Consider the following 20269-nt stretch of genomic DNA (forward strand, 5'->3'; position numbering starts at 1 on the left):
AGCAGCAATACTATGGGCGATTTTCATCAAAACGGTATCATCACCACACTTCACAATTTAGCACACCGTCCGCTAGAAGAAATGGAAGCAGAATTATGTGAGTTTGCAAAATCACGGCCTATGTCACTCATCCTGCCATGCCTGTATTCCGAGCTGGAAACAGATGCCATGCCTAATATTTTAAAACATCTTCAACAAGTGCCTTACCTGTCTGAAATCATCATAGGATTAGACCGAGCCACAGAAGAACAATACCGACACGCGCTTGAATTCTTTAGTGTCTTACCGCAGAACTACAAGGTACTGTGGAACGATGGCCCCCGTTTAAGAGCCATAGACGGTGTGCTAAAAGGCGAGCATCTTTCGCCTTCTGATCCGGGTAAAGGCCGCAATGTTTGGTTCTGCATGGGCTACAACCTAGCCGCAGGCAAAGCCGAATCCATTGCCATGCATGATTGCGATATCGTCACTTACGACAGAGAACTGCTCGCACGTCTTATTTACCCTGTTGCCAACCCAAACTTTAACTACGAATTCTGTAAGGGCTTTTATGCCCGTGCCGCCAATGGCAAAATGAATGGCCGAGTTAGTCGTTTATTAGTCACGCCTTTGCTGTATTCATTAAAAAAAGTCTTTGGTCATTTGGATTATTTGGATTACCTAGACAGCTATCGTTATCCACTCGCGGGGGAGTTTTCCTTCCGCCGTGACGTGATGACGGATTTGCGTATTCCGAGCGATTGGGGATTAGAAATTGGTGTATTGAGTGAGATGTACCGTAACTTTTCCACCAACCGTTTATGCCAGGTAGACATTGCCGATATTTACGATCATAAGCACCAAGACCTATCTGCCGAGAACGACGATGGTGGTTTATCTAAAATGTCTATAGATATTACCAAGGCCATCTTTAGAAAACTGGCCACTAATGGTACGATTTTCAACCAAGAGACATTCCGAACGATAAAAGCAACGTATTACCGTGTGGCTTTAGACTTTATTGAAACCTATCGTAATGACGCAGAAATCAACGGTTTAAAACTGGATGTTCACGCTGAAGAACAAGCCGTTGAACTTTTTGCTGCCAATATTATGAAAGCCGGCAATCAATATTTAGAAAACCCAATGGAGACGCCATTTATTCCAAGCTGGAACCGGGTTGTAAGTGCGTTCCCTGGCGTCATGCAGCAACTGGCGCTTGCGGTCGAACAAGACATGGCAGAATTTTCACCGAAGTAGCCTTTGGCTAGCCATTAAAACGTAACGTTATCATCGAAACCTGATCAAAACAGGTTTCGATTTTTGCTTAATAACATCATCAAGGTAGGTAGATATGGAAAATGCATTACCATCTCACTTAGAACAAAGGCTTGTTAGCCATCTTCAAACACTGTATCCCCATGTCGACGCCTCTGAACTTGCACGTAACTGCCTAACTAGGTTTCACCTAGACCCAAATACTGAGTCCCCAAGACCGCACACAAATATTTGGGATCAATCCGACATCATGCTCATTACCTATGCCGATACACTACGAGCAAAAGACGAACCGCCACTAGAGACATTGCAAAAATTTGTCAAAAGCAAACTCTCCGACAGTATTTCAGCGGTGCACCTGTTGCCCTTTTTTCCTTACAGCTCTGATGATGGCTTTAGTGTGATGGACTACACCACCGTTAATCCTGCCAGCGGCAACTGGGATCATGTTTCTAAGATAGCGGAAGACTTTAAGGTTATGGGTGACTTGGTCATCAACCACTGTTCAAGCCGAAGCATGTGGTTTGAAAACTTCAAAGCGGGTGTTGACCCCGGTTCCAAATTCTTCTACGAAGCGGACCCCAACGCTGACCTAAGCGCAGTCGTGCGGCCTCGAACTTCCCCTCTACTAAGAGAAGTACAGACCAAGAATGGCGAAAAACACGTTTGGTGTACCTTTAGCCATGATCAGATAGATTTGAATTTCGAAAACCCTGAAGTGTTGCTGGAGTTTTTAGGCATTATTCGCCTTTATCTTGAAAAAGGCATTCGCTGGTTCCGTTTGGATGCAGTGGCTTTCCTTTGGAAAATCCCCGGTACAACCAGTATTAACTTACCTCAGACCCACGAAATCATCCGTTTACTGCGCCTAATGATTGAACATTACGCGCCGGATGCGGTAATCATTACGGAAACCAATATTCCAAACCAAGAGAACCTCACCTATTTTGGTAATGCCAACGAAGCCCATTTGATCTACAACTTTTCATTACCCCCCTTGCTGATCAACAGTCTAGTAACAGGCAATTGCAGCCATTTAAAACAATGGCTCATGAGCATGCCGCCGGCACAACAGGGCACAACTTACCTAAACTTCATTGCGTCACACGATGGTATTGGTTTGCGCCCTACAGAAGGCCTGCTATCAGAATGGGAGTTAGAAACCCTCATCAATACAATGAAACGCTTTGGCGGCAAACTCAGTTCTCGTACCACTCCACAGGGAGACGCCAAGCCTTACGAAATCAATATTAGTTTATGGAATGCCTTATCAGGCTCCGCGCAGCAGGGCCCAGATCAGTGGCAGTTTGCTCGCTTTCTCTGTGCCGCTGGCGTCATGATGGCACTAGAAGGCGTTCCAGCCTTCTATATTCACAGCTTATTTGGCACGGAGAATGACCTAGAGCGTGTCGATAATACCGGTCATTTTCGTTCTATTAACCGCCATATATGGGACATGGAAGACTTACAGCATGTACTAAATACGCCAACTCATCACCAAAAAGTATTTCAGAGCATCACCAAACTTACCCAGATTCGTCGTGCTCAGCAGGCTTTTCACCCCAATGCAACGCAATATGTTTTGCACATGGGAGAAAATCTGTTTGCTTTCTGGCGCCAGAGTTTGGATAGAAGGCAAAGTCTGTTTGCGGTATACAATATGACCGATCAGCCCCAACATTTTAACTTATCTGAGCTCAATCTTATCGCCACAGATGATTGGACAGACTTGATCACCGAGCAGGTTTATGAAGACCGTTTGGGTAAGGTCACCCTGATGCCTTACCAGTTTGTTTGGTTGACGAATAAAAAAGGCAAGCTCAAAACAAGCTAATACCCAATCGCCAAACCTACAGAAAACGCGACCTACCTAGGTCGCGTTTTTTATGCCCCTCCAATAAATGCCCCTCCAATAAGAAAGAATAAAACCCTAAAAAATAGACATTCATAAGGCTCAAGCACTTGTCTATTCCAAGAAAACAAATAAAACAAACTTTATTTATATTTTTATAAAGAACAATCGACTTTATATTGCATTTTATTTACACTTTGTGTGCACTTTTTTACAAAAAATCAACTTCCCTGTGACTCTAGGAATTTTTTAATGAAAATAAAAAGTATAAAAAACCTTTTTAAAAAATATACATATGACCTGAAAGCTAGGCTCCTTGCTGTATGTCTGGCATCAATGTTGTCTGGATTTTCCGCAAATGCCCAAGCCGGTATTTTTGATGATATAGCAGATGTTTTTGACGACATAATCGATCAAATAGAAAATCTTTTCTCTTCCGCCGGCAATGTCGCGGAATCGGTTGTCGAAAAAATAGATACTACCGTCATTGCGAACATAACCGGTCGTTGTACCACTGTGAAAGCCGATGATGACTCAGGTAATAGCGAAACAACCAATGTGGTGGAACAATGTGGCCATAGCATTGTTGAACTGAAAGACGTGTTTGAAGATCTAGGCGGCGAGATTGCTGAACAAGCACAGGCTGTTGAAAATAGCTTAGGCGAAATTGCACAAGAGGAATGGGAAGATGCAACGGAACCCTTTACCAATGCCTCAAAAGAAGTCGTTGCGTTTTTAGGAGACACCAGCTTTAACGCAGTCAAAGGCGTCACGACTGATTTGTTAACGGCCATGCAAGACCCGAAAACAACCTTAGCGAATATCCCCATTCCCCTTGATGAGTTTGCTAGCACAACTGATTTGGATCTCACTTATACCATTCCTTTAGGAGCTGCTGCTCTGGAACTCGGTTTAAGGGGAGCAGGGACTAAAACTATCGGTCAGGATGGCGTAAATTTCGTCGGCTTAACGGGAAAATTATTTGTTCGACTCAGGACAGTTGCAGGTTTGGGTTACACTCCAATGGCTTGGGCGCAAATCACTTATGCTAATCCTATTATTAAAATTGAAGATGATCGCATTACCGGCATTTTTGTCATGCAACCTAACGGTTCAATTTCGCTCTCTGCTGTAGGTCTACCGCTGCAATTCTCAGCAAGCTTAGAGCAACTAGTGAAAGCACCGGGGCTTCAAAAAATCACTGTTTTACAAAAGCTAGCTCAAGCGGTTTCTTTTGATGCCGATGTTGGCACAGTGGCGATCAGTTTCCCTTTAACCAACCAAACGGATACCCGCTTTAACTTCGATTTAGAGATCTCTGCAGGTGTAGATGCTATCGTAAATATTTTCGGGGGCTGGAATGTAAAAATTCTAGAACGGGTAAGTTGGAGCCGGAACTTCACACTTGATGTACCACCTTTACAGTTACCACTGTCTTCTATTCCAGCGGGTCTGCTAGGCGAACTTGAAGCCAATTCTGAAGCAAGCTATGCGGAGAAAATTGCGTCTTATACATTTGATGATTCAGGTTCTAATTTGATTGAAGATATGTCAGGTTACGGTAACCATGCCACCTTGGTTGGCGGTGTCACTCTGCAAGACGGTGCAGCCTATTTAAACGGCAATGACGGTTACATCGATTTGCCTGACAACCTAATGGCCAACGCCGATGCCATTACTATCTACTCTGAGATTTACATTAATGAAGAACAAGCCTCGCCTTACTTCATTTATGGCCTAGGTAACAGCAATGGTGATTGGGGTGATGGCTACCTCTTTACCACAGGCGATATCTATCGCAGCGCACTTTCTAACTGTAACTGGACCTGTGAAGAAAGTACCTTTGAAGAGCGTTTAAAAGTACCACGTGGTTCATGGCAGCAATTGGTTTACACAGTGGAAGATAACGTCGCTACCACCTATTTGAATGGCGATATTGTCAGTCAAAATACCAACATAACGATTAAACCAAGTGATATAGGTAACGGTAATACCGCCGCTAACTACATTGGTCGATCACTGTATAGTAATGACCATTACTTTAACGGTGCAGTTCGTCACTTCGAAATCTGGAACGGTGCACTGACTCACGACGAGATCATTAGTAAATTTGGCGATACAAATACCATCACAGTAAGAGCTCGAGGCACCAATGGTAGCGAACAAGTCAGCTTGATTATCGGCGGTTCAACGATTGATACTTGGACCATGTCAACATCAATGCAAGACTACAGGGTCAATACGTCTGTCCGTGGCGATATTCGCGTGGCGTTCCTTAATGATGGCGGTGATGTTCAAGTCGATTACATCAGTGTAAATGGCCAAGTTCGTCAATCTGAAGATCAAGACGATAATACTGGTGTTTGGGGCAATGGCTCTTGCGGTGGCGGAACCTATTCTGACTGGTTACATTGTATTGGTTCAATCGGTTACGGTACGGTACTCGACCAAAGCACCATCACGGTCAATGCACGAGGCACCACTGGCAGTGAACAAGTTAGTTTAACCATTGGCGGTTCAACCATTCAAACTTGGACCCTGTCGACATCAATGCAAGATTACACTGTTACAACGCCCGAACGTGGTGAAGTACGTGTAGCTTTCATTAACGACAATGATGGCGACAGGGACGTGCAAGTTGACTTCATCCGAGTTGATGGTCAAGTTCGACAAGCTGAAGATCAAGATGATAATACCGGTGTTTGGGGAAATGACTCTTGTGGTGGTGGAACCTATTCTGATTGGCTAAATTGCAATGGCTCAATTGGCTTCGGCTCAAACTAATACAAGGTAATAAAACAAGCATTAAAAACGCGACCTAGGTCGCGTTTTTTGTATTTCATAACCTATGCCCTAAAACGATTAATGAGCAATGGTTTTCGAAAAAACATTAATCACCACGACACCAATGACAATCAAGGACATGCCAAGACAGGCAGCGAAATCGAGCTTTTCATTGGTAAAGAAATAGCCGAACAAAGAAATAAGCACAATACCAAGACCGGACCAAATGGCATATGTCACCCCAGTCGGCATGGAACGCATCACAATCGTCAGCAAATAAAAAGAAATACCATAACCAGCGATAAGCACAATACTTGGCCCAAGCTTAGTAAAAGAATCCGATGCTTTTAACGCAGTTGTGGCAATCACTTCTGCCAAAATAGCCAAAAACAAAAGAAAATAGACCATAACTTGTCCCCTGTTAGCCCTCCGAAAGAAATAAGAGCAGCACTTCAAAAAAACACAGCTCTATTGAGATATCAAAACCGACCACTCATTCTTTGTTTTTTTTTATTTTTAGGAAAAATAAAAAACGTCTAAGCTTCCAGTTCTAACTCTACATCTTCCGCTAAGAAACCACCTGTTTGATGCGCCCAGAGTTTGGCATAAATACCCGTCTGTTGAATAAGCTCCTCATGGGAGCCCTGCTCCACGATGCACCCTTCATCCAACACAATCAAACGATCCATCGCTGCTATAGTAGACAGGCGGTGGGCGATAGCGATAACCGTTTTCCCCTGCATCAACTTATACAAGCTATTTTGAATCGCAGCTTCCACTTCAGAATCTAATGCTGATGTAGCCTCATCTAAAATCAACAGTGGCGCATCTTTCAATAGCACACGAGCAATGGCAATTCGCTGACGCTGGCCACCAGAAAGTTTAATGCCTCGTTCGCCCACCATGGCATCATAGCCAGTATTACCAAATGGATCACTCAAGGTTTGAATGAATTCATGAGCTTCGGCTTTTTTCGCAGCAGCGATCATCTCTTCATCGCTGGCATCAGGCCGACCGTAAAGTAAATTCTCACGCACAGTCCTGTGCAACAAAGAGGTGTCCTGTGTAACCATACCAATGTTCTTGCGCAGAGAATCCTGTTTCACCTCGCTTATAACTTGCCCGTCGATGCGAATTTGCCCTGATTCAATATCATGAAAACGCATCAGCAAATTCACTATAGTGGATTTCCCTGCCCCAGAGCGTCCGACTAAACCAACTCTTTCACCCGCCTTAATAGACAAGGTTAAATTCTCAATCACCTTGCTATCTTGCTTTCCGTAATGGAAGTTTACCTGATCATAGTCAATGACTCCTTTAGAAACGAGCATCTCAGGCGCATCTGGCTGATCTTTAATATCAATAGGCTGCGACAAGGTTTTCATACCATCATTTACCATACCTATGTTTTCAAACAAGGCACTGACTTCCCACATAATCCATTGCGACATGCCATTCAAACGCAGTGCTAAGGTCACCGCTATGGCAATGGCACCCACGCTAATAATGCTACCTGTCCACAACCAAATAGCTAATGCGGCAACCACAAAAGTTAAAAGATAATTGTTTGCTTGCACACCAACATTAAGCCAAGTCACCAAACGCATTTGCTTATAAACCGTTTGCAGAAAACCATCCATGCCTTCTTTGGCATAAGCGGCTTCACGCTCATTATGTGAAAACAGTTTTACAGTCGAAATATTGCTGTAGCTGTCAACCACTCGCCCTGTCATGGTAGAGCGAGCATCGGCTTGCTCCGAAGAAACTCTTTTAAGCTTTGGCACAAAGTAAAGCTGTAATGATACGTAAAAAATCAACCAACCTAACATGGGAAACATAAGTCGGTAATCTGCACTGGCGATCAACACGACCATGCCAACAAAATACACGGCGATATAAACCAAAACATCCATCAACTTCATCACGCTTTCTCGAACAGCGAGGGAGGTCTGCATAATTTTTGTCGAGATACGTCCAGCAAATTCATCCTGAAAAAAGGACATGCTTTGACGCAAAATATAGAGATGAGACAACCAACGAATTCTCATCGGGTAATTACCCAATAGAACTTGATGCAGAATGGCCGAATGCAAAAAAGTAATCAAAGGTATGACAACCAAGACCATCAAAGACATGAGCAATAAACTCCCACCTTCTTCCGCAAAAAAGGTACTAGGATCCTTGTCAATCAACCAATCCACTAGCTGCCCCATAAAACTGAACAAGGTCACTTCTAAAGTGGCAATCATGGCCGTTAGGATCGACATAATGATCAGTGGAAGCTCTACACCTTTAGAATAATAGCGGCAGAAAGCCACCAAGGTATTTGGGGCTTGTATTGAATCAATGTCCGGATAAGGCTCTATCCATTTTTCAAAAAAACGTAACATGTTGCATCCTTAGTTAAGGTAATTCTCTGCACGATAAAATAGGTAACTAAACAGTCGATTGCTTATTAATTTGGTGCAAAATTGAAACACGCCCTCAAAATGAACACCAGAAAAGAAACTCGTGATTGATTTACCCATCCGTACTTTCTAACTAATTACACAATTATCTCTTAAAACAGCTTATAATACTGACTTGCGCAGGGGTCTATTTTAGCCTTACTCATTAAAAACCACCTTTCCATAATAAGTAGCTAATAAAATGAAACTGACTTTACCTATCATTTTGGTTTTAGGATTGCTTGCAGGACTAACACCGCTAGCCATTGATGCCTATCTACCAAGCCTCCCTTCTATAGCAAAAAGCTTAAATACAAACATTAGCCTAATACAAATGACGATCAGTCTTTATTTGCTAATGTATGCTTTTCTACAAATATTCTTCGGCCCTGTCTCTGACGCTATTGGCCGTCGTAAAGTCATTGTCGGTGGACTCAGCATTTTTGCTGTAGGTAGCCTTATTTGCTCTGTAGCTCAACACTTCGAAATATTACTCATAGGTCGAGCCGTCCAAGCTATCGGCGGTGCCGCTGTTTCAGTTTGTATTCCAGCGCTAGTCAAAGACAGGTTATCAGCCAATCAATTTGCTAAAGCCATGTCGATGATCATGCTAGTAATGGCACTCGCCCCATTAGCCGCCCCTATTTTAGGTGGGGCTATCTTAACGATTCTTGATTGGCGCTATATTTTCGTTTTTATCGGCGGAATGACCATACTCGCAATAGTGCTATTTTTGCGTACCATCCCTGAAACACTCGCAGTAGAAAAACGCACCACGCTGTCTTTTTCAAATGCCATCCACAACTACATCACCTTATTGAAAACCCCCTCTGTAATGGGCTATATCCTTTCATCTGCCTTTAACTTCGCAGGTATGATGTGCTTTGTAACCGGCTCTTCTTTTGTCTATATAGAGTTATACGATGTTCCTCCTGCCTACTTTGGTTTTTTTGTCGGAATCAATGTCCTGTGTATGATGCTAACAGCCACCATAAATAGCCGATTCGTTGAAAAGTTGGGGACAGAAACTCTATCCAAGTACACCAGTTATGCGACCTTATTCGCCGCAAGCCTAATGATAATACTGACCTTTTTTGAGCACCCACCATTAGCTTTCATCATACTTGCAGGAATGCTATTCATTGGTCCGATGGGGATTTTAAGCAGCGCATTTATGGCCGGTGCGTTGAAAAATGCAGGAAATAATAACGGTAGTGTAACGGCACTGGCCGGCACCTCACGTTTTTCCTTTGGCGCATTGAGTGGCACTGTTGTGAGTCTTCTTCATAATGGTTCCTTTACCCCCATGCTAGGTACTATGGCAGCCTGTGGCATTCTGTCATTTGTTTTCTTTAAAGTGACCAGCCACTATTCAACACCAAAAACTTAACTTCCCATTTCGCTTTTTATAGTAAAATGCCGTTCTTTCCTTTTCGAAACATACGCCAAACATGGAGCCCCAATGTCAAATACTCAAACCCTAGTTGAGAAAATCAAAGCCACACCGGAACAAGTGCAATTTAAAGAAGTCATTGAAGCCATTGATCAGATGTACGATTTCGTCCCAGCCTCTTTTACTAATGGTGAGCAAACTAACGGCGTTAACGAAAACAACGGTTCTTGCAAAGTTTTTGCTTTTGCTATTCTTCACCATCTATCAGAACAAGAAACGCTACACCTGTTCGGCAACTTTTATCGTATCGATGTCTTAGAAAACCCCAGCAATACTGACCACCAAAACATCCGTCAATTCATCAAAAACGGCTGGGCTGGGGTTGCGTTTAATAGTTTTCCCTTAGTTGCCAAGACCTAACCGAAACGGTTGCACGACTACTGCACTTGCTAATACTGCGTTAAAAACAGGCCAAAAATGCTCATTTATAACTTACAACAAGAGTTGAACTTACCTCCCACAAAGTGCGATAGTGCTGACACATTGACAAGAGGTGATTATGGAATTAGTGGCATTTGATTTAGACGGCACCTTGTTAAACAGCCATCAGCGTCTTTCTGACTATACCATTGAGACGCTTGAACGCTTAAAAGCCTCTGGTATTTTCTATACAGTCGCAACGGGCCGCACCCACCTTGCTGCTATGCCCTGTATCGCAGGCCATCATTTCCCTGAATGGCAAATTTTTAAAAATGGTGTCGAATGGTGGCATCCCCAACAAAGTCAATATCGCCATAGACACCTACTCTCCCCTGAACTCATCGCTGGCATGCTGTCCTCTTTCGAAGAGCACCAAGTAACTCCCTTTGTATTCTGCTTAGCCGATGATGGTTCCCATCAGGTTTATCACGCCCCTTTAACAGGTCACCTCAGCGATCATATTGCTAACGAGTTAGGCAACCATGACAACATGAGCCTACACCCACTACATGAGCTGTCTGAAAACGCACGCATTACCAACATTAGCGCGATGGGGCACCCAGATTTCATTAAAAAACTCGTACTGGACAGCCAAGGCCATGTGCATTTAACCGCTTACTCAGGCGGTGGTATTTATAACCCTGACGCCTATTGGCTAGACATCCACCACAGCAATGTTTGTAAAGGCTCAGCCTTGATGGAACTAAAAGCAGAAATGGGTGCCGAACGAGTCATCGTATTTGGCGATGGCGATAATGATCTCTCTATGTTTGAAAAATCTGACGAGAGCTTTGCAACAGAAAACGCCCCCTTGCATATCAAAGAAGCAGCAACAAATATAATTGGTCACCATGACGAAGACGGGGTCGCAAAGTACTTAAGACAGCGCTATAACCTCTAGCACTATTTACCGTGAATAAACTAAAGGGTTGATTTCAATAAAAGCATCACCATTAACTCATTAGGTACATTTCATTAACTAAAAACAACATAATTCACTTTACCCAACTCGAATTATGAACCATGATTATTTTAAAGAATAATTGATTTGGAGAGACGCCATGTTTGAATTTTTACTTTTCATAGCTGCCTGTGCAGTTATTGCTTTCTTGGTAGCCAATATTCAGCAGCTGGTTGCTCAACCAAAAACCAAACTCAAGCCGATTAGAATTGAGACTGAAGAAGAAGAAAAGCGTCGCTTGAATCTAAGCAAAAAACGCCCTTTCTAAGTCTTACCCTTTACTCGGTGTCAGATTGATGCAACAGCTATCAATCTGACACTCCAGTTGTTATTCCATATTCCTTCAATTTATTCGCAATGGCACTGTGGCTCATGCCCACCGCTTTTGCCAATCGCCTTGTGCTTGGATAATCCGGGTAAAGTTGTTTAAGTAACTCGGCCTCCCACTGTTTCACTGTTGTATCTAAAGAGTCACCAATCAAATCTCGACTCACTATAGGGGTGTCGTCAGGCAAACGAATATCATCTGCTTGCCATTCTTTACCTTTCGAGACCATTAAGGTCTGCAAGCAGATATTTTGCAGCTCCTTCAAATTTCCGGGCCAAGAATACAGCTTCAACTTTAACCACGCACCTTTCGACAGACTGGGCATAGGCAACCGATGACGCTCAGACATTTCCAGTAAAGATTGTTGCAGCAAACCGGCAATATCTTCTTTTCTCTCCGCCAATGAAGGTACATGCAAACAAAGTCTTGCCAAAGAAAAATACAAGGACTTATTAAAAGTAACGCCATTGGCCAGTGCTTGCTCGCTCAAAGAAGACAAACTAATGAGCCTAACCGATGAAGTAAAGCTCGTTGTATTACCCGGTTGACCGGTTAACCAACGGGCTAAATTTATCTGCACAAGGGAGTCTAGATGCTCAATATCCTCTATGGCTAGCCAACCAGAAAACTGATCTAACTTAGCAACATCTTCTGATGTGAGATCACTAGCATGCTTTATAAGCAATTGAGCCCCATTGTTGGCTTGACGCTTCTGCCAATATTGAAACAAGGCCAGTACCAAATCACGCTTCCCTGTCCCCACGTCGCCCTGAATAAACAACGGCATAGTCAGTTCGGCAAAGGCCTTGGCTTGTACCAAAGTACGTGCCATGGCAGCACTTTTTATCACTTCCGCCTGAAAGTATCTTTCGAGATGGTTCTCAGCATTTGGAGCTTGCCTTAAACTGGCAGCCTGACGATCTAAACGAGCCTCCGACTTTAAATGAATAACGGTTCCAGCAAGATTCGTCACATTATTTTCATCAGAGACAAAGATAGGTTTCATCTCTAGCAATAAAGTCTTATTACGAATTTTAATGCGCTTGCTCATGCCTTCTTGACGACTTTCCCATGTCACCTTGGCAAAGCTCATGCCTTTGATAAATTGCTGTAGCGGCTTATGTAGAAGCTCTGTAACAGAGGAATTTAGATCTTCTGCAGCCAATTCCGTTGCCATGGTGATATGCCCTTTTAGATCAACGGAGATCACCCCATCCGGCAGCGCTTCAAGAAGAGTATAAAGCGCATTATGCTCCCGCTCAGAAGGGGTGAACATCACAGTTTTCACACCCTCAACCCCATCTAAACGGCGAATTTCAGCCAATAAAATTTGCAATTGCGTAAAACGGATATCGGGAAAACCACAATAAATACAACGACGCTCAGTATCCGCTTCAATCAGACGCATATCAATTTGATGAGGAATAAATAAATCCAGTACCTCTCGTACCATGCCAATTCTATCTTCGCACTGTATTTCTAACCTCATCTTGGTCCTCTATTTGCCTTTAGACTTATCTCTAGAGTGTAGTAATAGCAAGTTTCGTTGCGGCGCAAAAGTTTGATAGAGCGGCAGCACAGCTGCACCTAAGGCTCCCGCCGTATAACCCGTCTGCGCCGCACGTATTGCTGGGAAAGGTAACAAACTATGAGATTGTTGCGTCTTCTTTATACTCTCAATCAAAGGCCATAAAACCCCTTCTGGTAACCGTCCGCCAATTAAAATGGCCTCAGGGTCATAGAGAGCAACCACGGATGACAAAGCAGGTTGAATTTCTAATGCCACCTCTTCGACCCATTGAGCCACTAATGGTCGATAGCTCGTATTAAGCCATTCCCCATCCACTAATGGCCATGTCACTTGCTTCATAGCCAAAAAACGACGCAATGATGAAACAGACAAAGCCTCTAGAATCCACTTACCATGCTTGCCTGTCGCTGTTGGGATCAAACCAAAGCTGCCAGCCCGACCATGGGCACCAAAATAGCATTCCCCATCGGCGATCAAACTGCCTCCACATGCCGTACTCACAAATAAATAGAAGAGATGATTTTTAGGTGCATCAGAAACCAATAAGAGCTCACTGATCACTGCTGCAACAGCATCGTTTTGACAATAACAAGGCAAACCAGTTTGCTCTGCCAGCCACAGTTCAAAAGCATCAGATTGCCAGTATAACAAGGCATTTTTCAGCGTTTCTAACTCTAATTTTTGCTCTTCGTCTGTGACCAATGACTCTAGCCAAGAATCCATATAATCTGGTCGTGATAAGCCAATACCTTGTACTTTACCCCAGTCCTCCGCCAAGGTCGTCTTCACTTCATCAATCAAATCTTGGGCAATTTCTTGTGCTACTCCTTCCGTGGGAAAAGACACAGCTCGCTCCAAAGACAAAACACAGACGCCACTAAAGTCTAGCAAGACCGCACTAATGTGATCCCGATCTACATTAATACCTAATCCATATGCACCTATGGCGTTAATGCTTAATTGAATGGAAGGTTGACCACGACGCCCTTTCACCTTACCAGTAACATGAAGCAGTTGCTGCTCTAATAATGAAGAGGTAATAACAGAAATAGTTTGCGCACTTAATCCCGTTTTTTCGGCAATACTGACCCGTGAAATACCCGGGTTTTGCCTCGCCAACTGAAGAATGATTCGTTCGTTATAGACACGACTCTGTTCTGAAGTACTGCCCGACGATGTCATATGAACACTCTCACTCGAAACCAATGAATTGACTAGCAAGGTTTAATAAATCTAGTTGATTTAATATCATAACCTATTAAGATGCCAGTAACCTCGTGATAAAACATCATGGAAGTCCAACTTTTAATAAAGGATTAAAACCATGTCTTCATTGCCTAGTTTTAAAACCACACATTTCTTAACTGACCATATTCAATCCACCATGGCATTCTACCACCCTAGATGCATTGACCCAGCAGGCGGTTTTTTTCAGTTTTTCAAAGACAATGGAGATATCTACGACGCTGATACTCGTCATCTCGTGAGTAGCACTCGCTTTATCTTTAATTATGCAAAAGCTTATAAAGCAGAAGGTAGAGAAGACTATTTGAGCGCCACCCGTCATGGTCTAGAGTATTTAAGAGTACGCCACTTACAAGCCAATGGCGGCTATGTCTGGCTATTAAATAAAGAACAAAACCTTGATGAAACCAACCATTGCTATGGCTTGGCTTTTGTTCTGCTCGCCTATTCCACCGCATTAGACGCTGGAATAATAGAAGCAAAATCTTGGATCAAAGAAACCTTTGATCTAATGGAAAAGCATTTTTGGGATGAAGAATTCGGCCTCTATAAGGATGAAATTTCTAGCGATTGGCAAACAATCTCCCCTTATCGCGGACAGAATGCCAACATGCATACCTGCGAAGCACTCATCGCAGCCTATGACGCCACCCAAGAAGAACCCTACCTTGAACGCGCTTATTTGCTTGCAGAAAACATTTGTCTGCGCCAAGCGGCTCTTGCTGGCGGCGAAATTTGGGAACATTACAACAGTGACTGGCAAGTAGACTGGGACTACAACAAAGAAGATCCTAAGAATCTTTTTCGTCCATGGGGATTTCAGCCGGGGCATCAGACTGAATGGACTAAGCTACTGCTTTTAATTCACCAAAGACGGCCTAAAGATTGGCTAGTAGCAAAGGCAAAGTTCCTGTTTGACAATGCATGGAAAAAGGCTTGGGACCATGAAAACGGTGGCCTCTGTTATGGCTATGATCCACAAGGAGCCATCTGTGATGGCGATAAGTACTTTTGGGTACAAGCAGAATCCTTCGCTGCCGCCGCACTGCTGGCATCCGTCACGGAAGAAAACCACTATTGGGAAAAGTATCAGCAGCTCTGGCAGTACAGTTGGTCACATATGATAGATCATAGATACGGCGCTTGGTTTCGTATTCTCCGCCAAGATAATCAAGCCTTTGATGATTGTAAAAGCCCTGCCGGTAAAACGGATTATCATACCATGGGGGCCTGTTACGAAGTCATCGAACAGCTCGTAATATAACCCTAACAATTCTACAGATAGGGGGTAAATCATTCTATTCATAGTAAAAATGAAGTATGATACAGCCCCCATGTTAGCGGATCCCGGCCTCTTTTTTTATGCAACTAGATAAAATAGATCTCAACTTACTTCGCTATTTAGACTCTCTTTTACGAGAGCAGAATGTCACCCATGCAGCCAATCAATTAGGCATTACTCAACCAGCTATGAGTAACGGGTTGAGACGCTTAAGAGATTTATTTCACGACCCGCTACTGGTTCGCACCAGCGACGGCATGATGCCAACCGCGTTATCCATACAGTTAAAGCCTCGCGTGGAAAACATTTTACAAGCGGTCGACGAAGTCTTACACCTTGGCCAAAGCTTTGAAGCAGAATCCAGTTCCCGTGTCTTTCGCATCATGGCCAGTGATTACGCAGAAGCAACTCTCATCCCACCGCTCATGAAGAAACTACAAAATGAAGCTCCGGGGGTCATTCTCGATGTCATGAACCCAAGTGATGTGAGCTTCCATGACGTAGAGAAAGGCAAGGTAGACTTAATCATTAACCGATTCGAAGCCTTGCCTCAATCCTTCCATCAAAAGTCGGTTTGGGTAGATCATTTTTCATGCTTAGTCCCTGCAAATTCAGATCTCGTTAATAATTTTAGTCTCGATACCTACCTTGCCTCCCCCCATGTTTGGGTGAGCAAGACTGGCTTTGGGGTCGGGGTTGGAATACAACCAGAAGAAGTCCAGAAACTTGGCTGGGTAGATAGCACTCTAGCGAATTTAGGCTTTAAACGTAATATTCGCTTATTTACCCGTAACTATAATGTTGCCATGCGTGCCACTGAGCAGCTTGGTCTGGTTGCGACCTTACCTTCACTAGCAACAAAGCTCATGGAAAAAAATTCTGCTGTTGTGGTTTTACCACCGCCCTTTGACATACCACCAGTCGAATTAAAAATGCTGTGGAGCCCATTATTACAACACGACCCAGGGCATATTTGGTTGCGATCAACCATAGCAGGCTGCGCAAGAACCATTGCTGAAAACAATAATTTATAAGTGTCTCTACTCATTTCAAATACTAAAAAACGAGCTCAGGCTCGTTTTTTAGTATTTATTCTCTCGTGATTAAATGGTGTTTAATCGCTCCGACGCCTCTGCCCAATTCGACACCGTCACTTCTAAGTCTTTAATATGTCCATCGTCTATACTGTAACACCAGCCGTGAACATGTAACTCCTGCCCAACATTCCAAGCATTTTGCACGATACTGCTTTGACAAACATTAGCAACTTGTTCGATCACATTCAGCTCGCACATACGGTCAAAACGTACATGGTCATCCTCGATCGCATCAACTTCTTCTCTGTGTAAGCGATACACGTCTTTAATGTGGCATAACCAGTTATCTATCATACCGTGCTCTTTTGTCTCCATAGCGGCTTTAATACCACCACAGCCATAGTGCCCAACCACCATGATATGTTTCACTTTTAACACATCAACCGCAAACTGAATAACCGATAAGCAATTCAGGTCTGTATGCACCACCACATTGGCGATATTACGGTGCACAAATACTTCACCAGGAAGAAGGTCTACAATCTGGTTAGCCGGAACACGACTATCAGCACAACCAATCCATAGGTATTCAGGGTTTTGCTGTTTAGATAAGGTCGTAAAGAATTCTGGGTCTTCCGCCGTCACCTTAGCGGCCCACTCTCTATTCTTATTAAAAAGTTCATCTAACTTTTTAGACATGATTCGTTTCCTGTGTTGTCTTACGGTACCAACGGAGTTTTACATCCGCAGTCAAAGTAATGGATTGAAGAAGTTTTACTGCTTCACGCCCCTCATAAGAGGCTTTATGGATGTGAGGGGTCATAGCCAACAATTGCTGAATGTCGGCTTGGGATGGCAAAGTAAAAGAATAGTTCGCTGTGCTTTCACTCACTAACTCAAAATGTGGAACACCATCCGCGTGAGTTGGCTTATAGTCATGAATAGATGGATAAAGTATTTTGCGTAACTCAATTAAATGATCGGCTCCAGATTCAACGAGTAAAAGTAACCCAGATTTACTTAATACCCGAGCAAACTCGCTAAAAACAGGGAAACCAAATAAACATAGAACCACATCGACTCGATCACTTGGCATAGGCAGACTAGCATTGCTGCCCACTATCCAGGTGACATCCTTATCTCGCTTACTGGCCGCGGTCACGGCCCATTTCGAAATATCTAAACCAAGCCTTTCTAGTGCTCCCTTTTGATTCGAGAAAGCCTTACCAATTTGGCTCAGGTAATAACCCTCTCCACAGCCTGCATCGAGCACCCTTATCCTAGCTTGGCTTGGCATATTATCTTGAGGCCAAGACTTTACAATTTGATCTACAATCGGAAAATAATGCTGTTGATTTAAAAACGCCTGTCGCGCAGCCACCATCTCTTTACTATCACCCGGATCTTTAGAGCGCTTATTTTGCACAGGAAGAAGGTTAATATAACCTGTTTTGGCCAAGTCATAAGTATGGCCACGAGCGCAAATCAGGCTGCGCTTGTTAAGGCTGAGTGGCGTGGCATCTAGGGGACAAGATAAGTGTTCAAACGTCGACACAATGTTTCCATCTGGTATGAAGTGGTGCTTAGTCTATGGGGATATTCACTCATTCACAAGTAGCCTATCAGAAAGCCAACCCGCTATTCATAAAACATAGTATGAGAATCCATATAGCCTAAAAAGTCTTGGCTACTCATGGGTTTAGCAAAATAGTAACCCTGTATTTCATCACACTTATACTCCTTTAAAATATCCACTTGAGAACGCTTTTCTACCCCTTCAGCAACGACTTTTAAATTCAAACTATGCGCCATCACAATTGACGCTTTCACAATAGCATTATCATCACAGTTCACACCTAAATCCTTGATGAAGGAACGATCAATTTTTAATGCCTGTATAGGGAATTTTTTTAAGTAAGCCAAAGAAGAATAACCAGTGCCAAAGTCATCTATCGACAAGGTTAAACCCAACTTTCTAAAGTTATGGAGCTTAACAATGGTTTGCTGTCCGTCTGCCATAAGCATGCTTTCGGTTAATTCCAACTCAAGATATTTAGGATCAACTCCTGTTTCATCTAGCACCTGCTTAACCATGTCCACCAGATTGGTTTGCATAAACTGTCGACCAGATAAATTCACGGAGACACAAATAGGTGGATAGCCTAATTCACGCCATTCTTGTAATTGGCGACAAGCCCGACGAATCACCCATTCTCCAAGAGGAAGAATCAAACCACTTTCTTCTGCCAATGGAATAAAGTTATCTGGACTGATCATACCTAACTCTGGATGAAACCAACGAATGAGCGCTTCAGCGCCGACTGTGGTTTCATCAGATAGACGAATTTTGGGTTGGTAATACAACTCAAATTCCTCTTCATCAATAGCCTTGCGTAGACCACCTCCTAAGGTGAGGTGGGCATTAATGTTTTCCGCCATACGATTTTCGTAAACGAAATACATATTATGACCCATAGACTTAGCCTGATACATGGCCGCATCAGCGTTCTTAAGTAAGCTATCAATATCATTGGCATGCTGAGGATAACAGGCGATACCGATGCTTGAAGTGATCATCATCTCCATTTTGGCGACCGGATAAGTGCTGATCGCATTGCTCATAATCGCTTTCGCTATGTCTTCTAATTCCTCTATGCTTTCGACATTTTCCAAAACAACAACAAACTCATCCCCTCCCAATCGATACAAGCAACTGCGAGTAGGAATACTGCCTTTGACTCGCTCAGCAACCCGTTGAATTAACTCATCTCCTACTCGATGACCAAATGTATCATTAATCACTTTAAAACCGTCTAAATCTAAGTACAAAAGACCAAACTGACGATTGCGTTTTTTGGCATTAATGAGCGCTTTTTCGAGTTGCTGGTAGAGGAGGTTGCGGTTGGGAAGACTGGTCAGGTTATCGTAGTTATGTAGTTTAAAAAGAGCGACTTCATGATCCCGAGCCTCTTGTATATCATCAACTAATAAATAGGTATAGGCTGATATTTGGTCACTAAATGCCTCAATCCTATGCCAACGGACACCATCCAGTGTTAACAGCCTTATTTCTTGTGACAAGCTTTCTTGCTTCGCTAGCCGCTCAACAAAACTGTTTGCGGCACTAGAAGCCTCAAAAATCCCCCGTAGATTAGTAATGTCACCAAACAGGGAAACAAACCGTTCACTACAACTCACGCTATTTCCCTCTGAGTCAAAAATAGCAAATGGCAGAGTTTTGAAACGCTTGAAAATCCCCTCCTCACCTAACAAAGGGTCATCTAGATGAGTCACAACTGGTAAGGCTTGGTCAATGACAGGATGAGCTTCAACCGCTAGGCCTTTACGTCCATCGCTTAAGGAAACGACTGAACCATGGCAGTTATAATGCGTGCCATCTTTGGCAATGAAGTGCCATTTAAAAGCAAGCGGACTACCTTCATCATAACGTTCTAAATGTGTTAATAGGCGCTTTTTTAATGAACCACCTATTGCTCGATTACCGGATTCGATTTCTGTTAGAGAGTCCTCTAATAGAATTTCCGCCGCTTTGTTACACCATGGAATTGTTGAGTGTTCAATATCAATAATCCACACAGCCGTCCGCATTTTTAAGCTAAGTAATTTTGATAAGTCGATCATTTATTTTCAATACAACAAGAATAAATTTAC

General features: G+C 43.2%; 16 protein-coding genes. 9 read left to right on the forward strand and 7 right to left on the reverse strand.

Annotated features, from left to right (window positions below):
• Positions 1-12 precede the first annotated feature (12 nt).
• The 3 genes from I8J31_RS14060 to I8J31_RS14070 all read left to right on the forward strand — a co-directional run bounded on the left by I8J31_RS14060 (position 13) and on the right by I8J31_RS14070 (position 5893).
• Positions 13-1239: a glycosyltransferase family protein gene (locus I8J31_RS14060; RefSeq protein WP_199469215.1), complete on the forward strand. Its 1227-nt coding sequence runs from the start codon at positions 13-15 to the stop codon at positions 1237-1239.
• A gap of 94 nt (positions 1240-1333) precedes the next feature.
• On the forward strand, positions 1334-3091 hold the full coding sequence (locus I8J31_RS14065; protein WP_199469216.1) for an alpha-amylase family glycosyl hydrolase: 1758 nt from the start codon (positions 1334-1336) through the stop codon (positions 3089-3091).
• A gap of 354 nt (positions 3092-3445) precedes the next feature.
• Complete coding sequence (locus I8J31_RS14070; protein ID WP_199469217.1) at positions 3446-5893, forward strand: carbohydrate-binding domain-containing protein; 2448 nt, start codon at positions 3446-3448, stop codon at positions 5891-5893.
• 78 nt (positions 5894-5971) lie between these two features.
• On the opposite strand, the gene I8J31_RS14075 is transcribed toward I8J31_RS14070, so the two are convergent.
• Together I8J31_RS14075 and I8J31_RS14080 are read right to left on the reverse strand one after the other, a co-directional pair.
• Positions 5972-6301 carry a DMT family transporter gene (locus I8J31_RS14075; protein WP_199469218.1) on the reverse strand — a complete coding sequence of 110 codons (330 nt, stop codon included), beginning with the start codon at positions 6299-6301 and terminating at the stop codon, positions 5972-5974.
• 128 nt (positions 6302-6429) lie between these two features.
• On the reverse strand, positions 6430-8283 hold the full coding sequence (locus I8J31_RS14080; protein WP_199469219.1) for an ABC transporter ATP-binding protein: 1854 nt from the start codon (positions 8281-8283) through the stop codon (positions 6430-6432).
• Positions 8284-8542: 259 nt separating this feature from the next.
• Here I8J31_RS14080 and I8J31_RS14085 point away from each other — a divergent pair, with 259 nt between their 5' ends.
• The 4 genes from I8J31_RS14085 to I8J31_RS14100 all read left to right on the forward strand — a co-directional run bounded on the left by I8J31_RS14085 (position 8543) and on the right by I8J31_RS14100 (position 11442).
• Positions 8543-9730: a Bcr/CflA family multidrug efflux MFS transporter gene (locus I8J31_RS14085; protein ID WP_199469220.1), complete on the forward strand. Its 1188-nt coding sequence runs from the start codon at positions 8543-8545 to the stop codon at positions 9728-9730.
• 72 nt (positions 9731-9802) lie between these two features.
• Positions 9803-10153, forward strand: a complete 351-nt coding sequence (locus I8J31_RS14090; RefSeq protein WP_199469221.1) for a HopJ type III effector protein — start codon at positions 9803-9805, stop codon at positions 10151-10153.
• A 139-nt stretch (positions 10154-10292) separates the two neighbouring features.
• Positions 10293-11114, forward strand: a complete 822-nt coding sequence (locus I8J31_RS14095) for an HAD family hydrolase (protein WP_199469222.1) — start codon at positions 10293-10295, stop codon at positions 11112-11114.
• Between the two features lie 160 nt (positions 11115-11274).
• Positions 11275-11442, forward strand: coding sequence for a hypothetical protein (locus tag I8J31_RS14100; RefSeq protein WP_199469223.1), 168 nt, complete (start codon positions 11275-11277; stop codon positions 11440-11442).
• Positions 11443-11482: 40 nt separating this feature from the next.
• Here the strand turns inward: I8J31_RS14100 and I8J31_RS14105 are convergent, their stop codons facing one another.
• Both I8J31_RS14105 and I8J31_RS14110 read right to left on the reverse strand, forming a co-directional pair.
• A complete protein-coding gene (locus tag I8J31_RS14105) occupies positions 11483-12991 on the reverse strand; it encodes a TyrR/PhhR family helix-turn-helix DNA-binding protein (protein WP_199469224.1) in 1509 nt (502 codons plus the stop codon).
• A gap of 9 nt (positions 12992-13000) precedes the next feature.
• The gene (locus I8J31_RS14110; protein WP_199469225.1) at positions 13001-14215 is read right to left on the reverse strand and encodes an ROK family transcriptional regulator; all 1215 of its coding nucleotides are present in this window, start codon (positions 14213-14215) and stop codon (positions 13001-13003) included.
• Positions 14216-14357: 142 nt separating this feature from the next.
• On the opposite strand from I8J31_RS14110, the gene I8J31_RS14115 reads away from it, so the two are divergent.
• Together I8J31_RS14115 and I8J31_RS14120 are read left to right on the forward strand one after the other, a co-directional pair.
• Positions 14358-15542: an AGE family epimerase/isomerase gene (locus tag I8J31_RS14115; protein ID WP_199469226.1), complete on the forward strand. Its 1185-nt coding sequence runs from the start codon at positions 14358-14360 to the stop codon at positions 15540-15542.
• Between the two features lie 98 nt (positions 15543-15640).
• A complete protein-coding gene (locus I8J31_RS14120; RefSeq protein WP_199469227.1) occupies positions 15641-16594 on the forward strand; it encodes a LysR family transcriptional regulator in 954 nt (317 codons plus the stop codon).
• Between the two features lie 69 nt (positions 16595-16663).
• Here the strand turns inward: I8J31_RS14120 and can are convergent, their stop codons facing one another.
• From can to I8J31_RS14135, 3 genes are all read right to left on the reverse strand, one after another.
• Entirely contained in the window at positions 16664-17296 is a 633-nt protein-coding gene (can, locus tag I8J31_RS14125) for a carbonate dehydratase (protein ID WP_199469228.1), read from the reverse strand.
• Complete coding sequence (locus I8J31_RS14130; protein WP_199469229.1) at positions 17289-18152, reverse strand: putative RNA methyltransferase; 864 nt, start codon at positions 18150-18152, stop codon at positions 17289-17291. The genes can and I8J31_RS14130 overlap by 8 nt, the downstream gene beginning before the upstream one ends.
• An 83-nt stretch (positions 18153-18235) precedes the next feature.
• Complete coding sequence (locus tag I8J31_RS14135; protein WP_199469230.1) at positions 18236-20239, reverse strand: sensor domain-containing protein; 2004 nt, start codon at positions 20237-20239, stop codon at positions 18236-18238.
• Positions 20240-20269: the final 30 nt, after the last annotated feature.

Origin of the sequence: Marinomonas transparens (assembly GCF_016463975.1) — a bacterium.
Classification (GTDB): Bacteria; Pseudomonadota; Gammaproteobacteria; order Pseudomonadales; family Marinomonadaceae; genus Marinomonas; species Marinomonas transparens.

What these genes read in the sequence shown, in the direction of transcription:
- can (WP_199469228.1), bottom strand. Translation starts at nt 17,296, where the DNA reads ATGTCTAAAAAGTTAGATGAACTTTTTAATAAGAATAGAGAGTGGGCC.
- I8J31_RS14115 (WP_199469226.1), top strand. Translation starts at nt 14,358, where the DNA reads ATGTCTTCATTGCCTAGTTTTAAAACCACACATTTCTTAACTGACCAT.
- I8J31_RS14110 (WP_199469225.1), bottom strand. Translation starts at nt 14,215, where the DNA reads ATGACATCGTCGGGCAGTACTTCAGAACAGAGTCGTGTCTATAACGAA.
- I8J31_RS14085 (WP_199469220.1), top strand. Translation starts at nt 8,543, where the DNA reads ATGAAACTGACTTTACCTATCATTTTGGTTTTAGGATTGCTTGCAGGA.
- I8J31_RS14095 (WP_199469222.1), top strand. Translation starts at nt 10,293, where the DNA reads ATGGAATTAGTGGCATTTGATTTAGACGGCACCTTGTTAAACAGCCAT.
- I8J31_RS14080 (WP_199469219.1), bottom strand. Translation starts at nt 8,283, where the DNA reads ATGTTACGTTTTTTTGAAAAATGGATAGAGCCTTATCCGGACATTGAT.
- I8J31_RS14070 (WP_199469217.1), top strand. Translation starts at nt 3,446, where the DNA reads ATGTTGTCTGGATTTTCCGCAAATGCCCAAGCCGGTATTTTTGATGAT.
- I8J31_RS14105 (WP_199469224.1), bottom strand. Translation starts at nt 12,991, where the DNA reads ATGAGGTTAGAAATACAGTGCGAAGATAGAATTGGCATGGTACGAGAG.
- I8J31_RS14090 (WP_199469221.1), top strand. Translation starts at nt 9,803, where the DNA reads ATGTCAAATACTCAAACCCTAGTTGAGAAAATCAAAGCCACACCGGAA.
- I8J31_RS14135 (WP_199469230.1), bottom strand. Translation starts at nt 20,239, where the DNA reads ATGATCGACTTATCAAAATTACTTAGCTTAAAAATGCGGACGGCTGTG.
- I8J31_RS14065 (WP_199469216.1), top strand. Translation starts at nt 1,334, where the DNA reads ATGGAAAATGCATTACCATCTCACTTAGAACAAAGGCTTGTTAGCCAT.
- I8J31_RS14100 (WP_199469223.1), top strand. Translation starts at nt 11,275, where the DNA reads ATGTTTGAATTTTTACTTTTCATAGCTGCCTGTGCAGTTATTGCTTTC.
- I8J31_RS14120 (WP_199469227.1), top strand. Translation starts at nt 15,641, where the DNA reads ATGCAACTAGATAAAATAGATCTCAACTTACTTCGCTATTTAGACTCT.
- I8J31_RS14060 (WP_199469215.1), top strand. Translation starts at nt 13, where the DNA reads ATGGGCGATTTTCATCAAAACGGTATCATCACCACACTTCACAATTTA.
- I8J31_RS14075 (WP_199469218.1), bottom strand. Translation starts at nt 6,301, where the DNA reads ATGGTCTATTTTCTTTTGTTTTTGGCTATTTTGGCAGAAGTGATTGCC.